The 7,653-nt window shown below is 70.4% G+C and carries 8 protein-coding genes and 1 pseudogene; 1 reads left to right on the top strand and 8 read right to left on the bottom strand.

Annotation, left to right across the window (positions count from 1 at the left end; translation table 11 throughout):
* A pseudogene (locus VQ02_RS02850) lies at positions 1 to 242 on the top strand (hypothetical protein); the annotation flags it as partial.
* Positions 243 to 384: 142 nt separating this feature from the next.
* Here VQ02_RS02850 and VQ02_RS02845 read toward each other — a convergent pair.
* From VQ02_RS02845 to VQ02_RS02810, 8 genes are all read right to left on the bottom strand, one after another.
* Positions 385 to 897 (bottom strand): hypothetical protein, encoded by a 513-nt coding sequence (locus VQ02_RS02845; RefSeq protein WP_048442649.1) that lies wholly within the window; start codon positions 895 to 897, stop codon positions 385 to 387.
* Entirely contained in the window at positions 894 to 1,121 is a 228-nt protein-coding gene (locus VQ02_RS02840; RefSeq protein ID WP_048442648.1) for a hypothetical protein, read from the bottom strand. Before VQ02_RS02840 ends, VQ02_RS02845 begins: the two co-directional genes overlap by 4 nt.
* Before the next feature lie 19 nt (positions 1,122 to 1,140).
* A complete protein-coding gene (locus VQ02_RS02835) occupies positions 1,141 to 2,145 on the bottom strand; it encodes a formate dehydrogenase subunit gamma (protein WP_048442647.1) in 1,005 nt (334 codons plus the stop codon).
* Positions 2,146 to 2,160: 15 nt separating this feature from the next.
* The gene (gene fdh3B, locus VQ02_RS02830) at positions 2,161 to 2,757 is read right to left on the bottom strand and encodes a formate dehydrogenase FDH3 subunit beta (RefSeq protein ID WP_048442646.1); all 597 of its coding nucleotides are present in this window, start codon (positions 2,755 to 2,757) and stop codon (positions 2,161 to 2,163) included.
* A gap of 15 nt (positions 2,758 to 2,772) precedes the next feature.
* Entirely contained in the window at positions 2,773 to 5,715 is a 2,943-nt protein-coding gene (locus tag VQ02_RS02825; RefSeq protein ID WP_048442645.1) for a formate dehydrogenase subunit alpha, read from the bottom strand.
* 7 nt (positions 5,716 to 5,722) lie between these two features.
* Positions 5,723 to 5,950, bottom strand: coding sequence for a formate dehydrogenase (locus VQ02_RS02820; RefSeq protein WP_048442644.1), 228 nt, complete (start codon positions 5,948 to 5,950; stop codon positions 5,723 to 5,725).
* 95 nt (positions 5,951 to 6,045) lie between these two features.
* Positions 6,046 to 6,657, bottom strand: coding sequence for a TorD/DmsD family molecular chaperone (locus tag VQ02_RS02815; RefSeq protein ID WP_048442643.1), 612 nt, complete (start codon positions 6,655 to 6,657; stop codon positions 6,046 to 6,048).
* A gap of 129 nt (positions 6,658 to 6,786) precedes the next feature.
* Entirely contained in the window at positions 6,787 to 7,593 is an 807-nt protein-coding gene (locus VQ02_RS02810) for a DUF3306 domain-containing protein (protein WP_048442642.1), read from the bottom strand.
* Positions 7,594 to 7,653: the final 60 nt, after the last annotated feature.

Raw genomic sequence — 7,653 nt, 5'->3', positions numbered from 1 at the left:
ACCTACTGATTCGGCCACCCGTCAGCCATCCGCTCAGCGACAGCTACTTCAGCCAGGCGCCGATCCGGTTCGGCGACTACGTGGCGAAGCTCGGCGCGGTGCCCGACAGCGCGGCGACCCGGCCGCTGGGCTCGGTGATGCGGGCGCGCCTCCAGGTCTACGAGGCGCTGAGCGCCTTCCGGCACCGGGAGAACGGGGTGGCGGAGCGGGATCCGGCGGGGGTGGAGCAGATCCCGGCGTGAGGGTTGGTCTGTCGGAGATTACGGCGCGCTTCCCCCGTGGGAGGGGGCGGGGGCAAGGGTGTGCCGCGTAAGAGTGCCTGCGGTGCCTCCTGCACCACCACCCACCTCCGGCTCCTCCCCAAGGGGGGAGGAGCGGCGTTCGTCACTGCGCTGCGAAGAACTTCGGATCCAGCGCCGAGAGCGCGAGCAGCGGCGCCGGCATCACCACGCCGGCGCGGCGGATGCCTTGCGCCGCCGCCCGGCAGGCCTGGATGTCGTTGGCACCCGCCGCGGCGTCGACCTGCGCGATCTGCTCCGGGCTCGGTCCCTTCTGCGCCGGCGCGCCGCTCGGGGCGGGGGCGGCCTGGGACTGCGCTTGCGCCTGGCCCTGCGGGCCGGAGGCGCCGGGCCCGTTCTGGGCCACCGGGCCGCTCAGGCCCGACTTCTGCTGCGTCTCCCCGGCGCCGCTGCTAGGCTGCTGCGCCGCACCGCGGTCCGGCGCCTGCACGGCGGCGGGCGCCGGCTGGCCGACGCCGCCCGCCGGGGCGTCCGGCGTCTTCGGGTGCACGAAGGCGACCAGCTCCTGGCACAGGTTCGCCGGCGGGCCGGCGGCCTGCGCCGCGCTCACGGTCGCGGCGAGGCCGACGGCGGCGAGGATGATGCTGGTCCGGCTCACGAGCCCGCCTCCGCCTTGTGGCCGGCAGGCTTGTGGTTGCCCTGGCCCGGCTCCTTGATGTCGCCGGTCCAACGCGGGCCGACGAGGTTGGTGCCCGGATCCGAGACCCGGGCGCCCGAGGTGGCGAAGGCCTGATAGGCGAAGCGCTGGTTCTCGGCGAGCAGGAAGCTCGCCGCGGTGGCCAGGACCAGGGCCGCCGCCACGGCGACCAGGAAGGCTTTCATCGCTCTCTCCGCACCCTGCTTACTCGGCCGGGACCTGGCCGCGGCCGAGCTGCGGCCCGCTCGCGGTCTTGGCCTGCTGTTCCTTGACCCACAGGTCGTGATGCACCTTGGCCCAGGCGAGATCGACCTCGCCGCTGCCCATGGCGTCGTAGGCGCCCTCCATGCCGAGGCTGCCGATGTAGATGTGGGCCAGGATGCCGGCGATGAACACCACGCCGATCAGCGAGTGGATCACCTGCATGATCTGCATGCCGTTGATGTCCGTCGCCGCGAACGGGAAGATCATCATCAGGCCGGTGGCGCCCATGGCGAAGCCGAAGCCGACCACCATCCAGAAGACCATCTTCTGGCCGGCATTGAAGCGGCCGGCGCTCGGATGCGCGTCGCCGAGGAGGCCGCCGCCCTGCTTGAGCCAGATCCAGTCGATCTTGCCCGGGATGTTGTCACGCACCCAGAGCACGAGCATGAACAGCACGCCGAGCATGAACGGCCAGGCGAGATAGATATGCGCGTATTTGCCGTACTGGGCCAGCGTCGCGAACGCCTCGGGGCCGATCAGCGGCATCAGCAGGCGCTTGCCGAAGATGTAGTTGAGGCCTGAGAGCGACAGCACGATGAAGCAGCTCGCCGTCATCCAGTGCGAGAAGCGCTCGAAGCTGTTGAAGCGCAGGAGCTTCTTGCCCGATTCCTCGCTGTGCTCGAGGCGGATGCGCCCGCGGGTGAAGTAGAACAGGCCGAGCGCGGCGATCATGCCGAGCACGGCGAGCGCGCCGATCCACGGCATCCAGGATTCGCGGAACTCGCGCCACTCCCGGCCCTGCGGCTGGATCAGGTTGGCAGCGGTCTGGTTCGGGATCGAGATCCGGCCGTGGATCTTCGGATCCTGCTTGAACAGCATCTCCTCGTTGACCGAGGAGGCGGTCGGGTTCGGGGCGCCGTCGGGGGCGCGCACCTGCGCGACGGCGGGGGCCGCCAGCGCGAGGGTCGCCGCCAGGAGGGCGATGGAGGTCAGCCTGCGCCGCATCGGCGTCTCACTCCCTTAGATCGCGATCGTCTCGCGGTAGGCCGTCTTCCAGCCCCAGGCGCCCGAGCCGTAGCCGCGCTTGATCACCCGCTCCTTGTAGATCTGGGCGATCATCTCGCCGTCGCCGGCGAGCAGCGACTTCGTCGAGCACATCTCGGCGCAGAGCGGCAGCTTGCCTTCCGCCAGGCGGTTCGAGCCGTACTTCTCGTACTCGGCGACCGAGAGATCGACCTCGGGGCCGCCCGAGCAGTAGGTGCACTTGTCCATCTTGCCGCGGGAGCCGAAATTCCCGACCCGCGGGTATTGCGGCGCCCCGAACGGGCAGGCGTAGAAGCAGTAGCCGCAGCCGATGCACAGGTCCTTGGAGTGCAGCACCACGGCATCCGCCGTGGTGTAGAAGCAGTTCACCGGGCACACCGCCGCGCAGGGCGCGTCGGTGCAGTGCATGCAGGCCATCGAGACCGAGCGCTCGCCGGGCTTGCCGTCGTTGAGGGTGATGACCCGGCGACGGTTGATGCCCCAGGGCACCTCGTGCTCGTTCTTGCAGGCGGTGACGCAGGCGTTGCACTCGATGCAGCGGTCCGCGTCGCAGAGGAACTTCATTCGCGCCATGAGGATCCCCTCCCTTTACGCCGCGCTGATCTGACAGAGGGTCACCTTGGTCTCCTGCATGCCCGTCACGGGATCGAAGCCGTAGGTGGTCACGGTGTTCACGCTCTCGCCCAGCACCACCGGGTCGGCGCCCTTCGGGTAGAAGCCGCGCATGTCCTTGCCCTGGTACCAGCCGGAGAAGTGGAACGGCATCCAGGCCACGCCCTTGGCGACGCGGTCGGTGACGAGGGCCTTCACCTTGGCCTTCGCGGTATTCTCCGGGCCGTAGACCCAGACGAACTGCCCGTCCTTGATGCCGCGCTCCGCCGCATCCTGGGTGTTGACCTCGACGAACATGTCCTGTTGCAGCTCGGCGAGCCACGGGTTCGAGCGGGTCTCCTCGCCGCCGCCCTCGTACTCGACGAGGCGGCCCGACGACAGGATGATCGGGAACTGCTTGGCGACGCCGCGGTCGACCGCCGCCTTCTGCACCGAGAAGCCGACATTGGGCATGCGGAACTGCCGCTCGTCGGGCCGGGTCGGGTACTTGGCGACGAGGTCGGGCCGCGGCGAGTAGATCGGCTCGCGGTGGACCGGCACCGGGTCGGGCAGGTTCCAGGCGTTGGCCCGGGCCTTGCCGTTGCCGAACGGGATCACGCCGTGGTCGAGGCAGACCCGCTGGATGCCGCCCGACAGGTCGGTGGCCCAGCTGACGGCGTCCGGGTTGTTGCCGCCGATCCGCTGGATCGTGGCGAGCTCGTCCGCCGTCAGGTCCTTGTCCCAGCCGAGCTTGCGGAACACCCCGAAGGTGAACTCGGGGTAGCCGTCGGTCAGGTCGGAATCGCGCGTGAACGACTCCTCGGCGAGCAGGGTCTGGCCGTTGCGCTCGGTGCCGAACCGGGCCCGGAAGGTGCTGCCGCCCTCCTTCACGTGGAGCGCGGTGTTGTAGAGGATGTGGGTGCCAGGATGCCGGATCTCCGGCTTGCCCCAGCACGGCCACGGCAGGCCGTAATAGTCGCCGCCCACCTCCGGGTCGTCCTTCGGCGCCCTCAAGGTGACGAGGTCGAACTTGTGCTGGTTCTTCATGTGCGCCTTGAGGCGCTCGGGGCTCTGGCCGCAATAGCCCGTCGACCAGCCGCCGCGGTTGATCTCCCGCAGCAGGTCCTCGGCGGACGGCACGCCGTCCACGACCTTGATGTTCTTGAACATCTGCTCGGCGAAGCCGAGCTTCTGGGCCATGCGGTAGATCACCTCGTAGTCGTTCTTCGACTCGAAGGCCGGCTTCACGATCTGCTCGCCCCATTGCAGCGAGCGGTTCGAGGCCGTGCGCGACCCGTCCATCTCGAGCGAGGTGCAGATCGGCAGCAGGTAGGTGTTGTCCCGGCGCGCGTCCATCGCCGCGAAGGTGGTCGGGTGCGGGTCGGCGACGACGAGGAGCTCGAGTTCCGCCATGCCCTTCACCGCCTCGGGCATCCGGGTCACGGTGTTGCCGCCGTGGCCGAACACCATCATGGCCTTGAGCGGCGTGCGCTGGTCGACCTGCTCGGCGGGCAGGCTGACCGCGTCGAACCACCGGGTCGAGGTCAGGCCCGGGGTCTCCATGTTCTCCTTGCGCGAGCGGGCCTTGCGGCCGGCGCTGGCGGGCACCTCGTCGAAGCGCGACTGCAGCCAGTCGTACTCGACTTCCCAGACCCGGGCCCAGTGCTTCCAGCCGCCCTCGACGAGGCCGTAATAGAGCGGCAGCGTCGTCACATCGAGGCCGAGATCGGTGGCGCCCTGGACGTTGGTGTGGCCGCGGAAGATGTTGGCGCCGGTGCCCGGCTTGCCGACGTTGCCGGTGGCCAGGCACAGGATGCACAGAGCCCGCACGTTGGCGGTGCCGACTGTGTGCTGGGTCGCGCCCATGCACCAGATCAGGGTCGCGGGCTTCTCCTTGGCGAAGAGCTCGGCGACGCGCTTCAGCTGCTCGCCCGGCACGCCGGAGACGCGCTCGACCTCGTCGGGCGTCCACTTCGCGACTTCCTTGCGCACGTCGTCCATCGCGTAGACGCGGCTCGCGATGAAGGCCTTGTCCTCCCAGCCGTTCTGGAAGATGTGCCAGAGGATGCCCCAGATCACCGGGATGTCGGTGCCCGAGCGGATGCGGACGTACTCGGTCGCGTGCGCCGCCGTGCGGGTGAAGCGCGGATCGATGACGATCATGTTGGCGCGGTTGATCTCCTTGCCCGACAGCACGTGCTGCATGGAGATCGGGTGCGCCTCGGCGGGGTTGCCGCCGAGGATGATCATCGTCTTGGCGTTGCGGATGTCGTTGTAGGAGTTGGTCTGGGCGCCGTAGCCCCAGGTGTTGGCGACGCCCGCCACCGTGGTCGAGTGGCAGATGCGGGCCTGGTGATCGACGTTGTTGGTGCCCCAGAACGCCCCGAACTTGCGGAACAGGTAGGACGCTTCGTTGGTGAACTTGGCCGAGCCGAGCCAATAGACCGAGTCCGCGCCCGACTTGGCGCGGATCGCCTGGAGCTTGTCGGTGATCTCGGTGATCGCCTGGTCCCAGGAGATGCGCTGCCACTCGCCGTTCGCGAGCTTCATCGGATAGCGCAGGCGGCGGTCGCTGTGGACCAGCTCGCGGATCGCCGCGCCCTTGGCGCAGTGGGCGCCGCGGTTGATCGGGCTCTCCCAGGACGGCTCCTGGCCGACCCAGACGCCGTTGACGACCTCCGCCGTGACCGTGCAGCCGACCGAGCAGTGGGTGCAGACGTTCTTGCGGATCACGGCTTGCGCCGGATCGGCCGAGGAGCCGGCGGCCTCAGCCTGCCGCACCGCGCCGAGCCGCACCGTGCCGAGGGCCGCGAGCCCGCCGGCGGCCAGCCCCGATTTCCGCAGGAAGCCGCGGCGATCGAGGGTGTGGGCGGTCAGGCCCGCGGCGAGGGCCTGGTGGCGGCCGCGGCCTGCATCGCCGCTCCTGCGCTTGGTCAGCATGCCGGTCTCACTTCTTCAGCGTCTCGTAGCCGTTGGTGCGGTAGAAGGCCTTCACGTGGTCGGTCTCGCGGTAGCGCGACCGGGTCTCGGCAGTGCCGGGGTCGTAGGCCTTCGCCTCGGTGGGCGTAAGCGGCACGGCGGCGACCGCAGCCGCCGCGGCGGCGGTGCCGCCGCCCAGCGTCCTGAAGAACTGCCGCCGTCCGATCCGGGTGTCGTCGTCCTTGTTCTGCCGCATCGCGGCTCTCCTCTCGTGTCCGTGCTCTGATCCCGCGGTCGGCCCCGCCTCACGCCTGCATGGTCCCGGCTCACGCCCCCGAGCTTGCGGCCGGCTCACGCCTCCATGGCGAAGGCCTCCGTCTCGATCGTCGTGAACACCTCGCCGAGTTCGCCGACCACACGGTAGAACGGCGTCGCCGCCTGCGCGGCAACGTCGGTGAAGAAACGCCCGATCCACGGCTTGAGATGCCGCTCGAAGAAGCGGTGATCGGCCCCCGGCGCGGCCGGCAGGCGGCCCGAGGCGAGGTTCGCCATTACCTCGAGCAGGGTGGCGGCGTGGTCCTCCGGCTCGCTCGAGGAGGGATCCCGCTCGATCCCGAGCGCGGCCAGGTCCTGGCGCACCCGGGCCAGCGGGCGCTCGTTGAGGAAACCGGTGAGGTAGTAGGAGGCGTAGGGCATGATCAGCCCGCGCCCGACGCCGACGAACAGGGAGAAGTAGTCGCGCCCGACCTCGCGCGGGTCGGCGTCCCGGGCGGCGCGGCCGAGGGCGGCGTGAGCCCGACCGATGGGAGTGTGGCCGAGCGCCGTCGCGTCGCCGTCGAGACCCTGCAAAGCTGCCAGCAGGTCCGGAGCCGGCGCGCGGCCGAGAACGGCGGCCAGGAGGTCGTATTCCTGCGCGCGCAGAGCGTCGATCTCGTCGATCGGATCGGGCTCCTGGTTCACCATGACCTCATGCAACGCGGACTGTACCCTCGGTGGCTGCCGGCTCTCGTGCCCTCCTTCAAATGAAGGAGGCGGCGCTCCGAAGGCACCATACCGAAGAACCGGTAGGGCGCAATTCTACTTTCTAACGCTTCAAAACGGCAGCGCCCCGCCATGGCGTCGCAGGCGGGACGGGGAGGAGGGCTCGGGTTCGCGACGGTCGGGCGAGGGACGCGGGATCCCCTCCGCCGATCGGGAGAGGGGCGGGGCGTCCGAGATCCCGCTCGGGCCCAAGATCCCGCTCGAACCCAAGATCCCGCTCGGACCTTCGAGCCCGCCTGTGGATGGCGGCGGTCCGGCGCCGAGAACGGAAGGCCCTGCTGCCGGCAGGCCGCTCGGCTCCGGCTCCGGAGGCGCCGCACCCTCGCGCGAGCCTTCAGGCCCGTGCGGGCCCTTCGCGTCCTCGCCCCGATCCGGGGGAGGAGGGCTGCCGCCGCTCGCGTCGCCGGAGGACGCCTCCGGTGAGTCCTCGGTGGGCGCTCCCTGCTCCTTCCCGCCAGAGCCCCCGAACACCCGCTCGACCATCGCCCGCACCTCCTCGACCGGGATCAGCCCGCCGCTGCCGGGCACGCCGCCGGGGGTGTTCCAGTCGTAGGCGTATTCCCGGGCCTCGCTGACGAAGTCGCGGATCGCCGGGTCGAGGGACCACATCCGGCGAAGCGCCGCGTTGCGCAGGGCCCGCGGCACGCCGGCGCGCAGGAAGGGCGCGAGGTCGGTCGTTGCGGTCAGCGCCTCGAGGGAGGGGAGCTGGGCCAGCTCCTCGGGGCTCAGGGTGCCCGCCTCCTCGGCGAGCGAGAGCGGAGTGGCTTCGGCGGCGGGCGCTGCCGGCGGCGCCTCGGCCGGCCGGCGCGCCTCGTCGCGCTTGCGCCGCGACCAGCGGGCGAGGAAGCCGTCGTTCACGGCTCCTTCGGCTCGCTCCGCCCCCCCGGCGGATGTGGCCCCTTGAGGCTACCCTTGCCG

The organism is Methylobacterium variabile, from assembly GCF_001043975.1.
GTDB classification, from domain to species: domain Bacteria; phylum Pseudomonadota; class Alphaproteobacteria; order Rhizobiales; family Beijerinckiaceae; genus Methylobacterium; species Methylobacterium variabile.
Note: the sequence above shows the minus strand (reverse complement) of the source record. Positions and strands in the feature narration are given on the sequence as shown.

Coding starts and splice junctions, on each gene's coding strand:
- VQ02_RS02840 (WP_048442648.1), bottom strand. CDS start 1,121: ATGAAAGCCTTCCTGGTCGCCGTGGCGGCGGCCCTGGTCCTGGCCACC.
- VQ02_RS02835 (WP_048442647.1), bottom strand. CDS start 2,145: ATGCGGCGCAGGCTGACCTCCATCGCCCTCCTGGCGGCGACCCTCGCG.
- fdh3B (WP_048442646.1), bottom strand. CDS start 2,757: ATGGCGCGAATGAAGTTCCTCTGCGACGCGGACCGCTGCATCGAGTGC.
- VQ02_RS02825 (WP_048442645.1), bottom strand. CDS start 5,715: ATGCTGACCAAGCGCAGGAGCGGCGATGCAGGCCGCGGCCGCCACCAG.
- VQ02_RS02820 (WP_048442644.1), bottom strand. CDS start 5,950: ATGCGGCAGAACAAGGACGACGACACCCGGATCGGACGGCGGCAGTTC.
- VQ02_RS02815 (WP_048442643.1), bottom strand. CDS start 6,657: ATGGTGAACCAGGAGCCCGATCCGATCGACGAGATCGACGCTCTGCGC.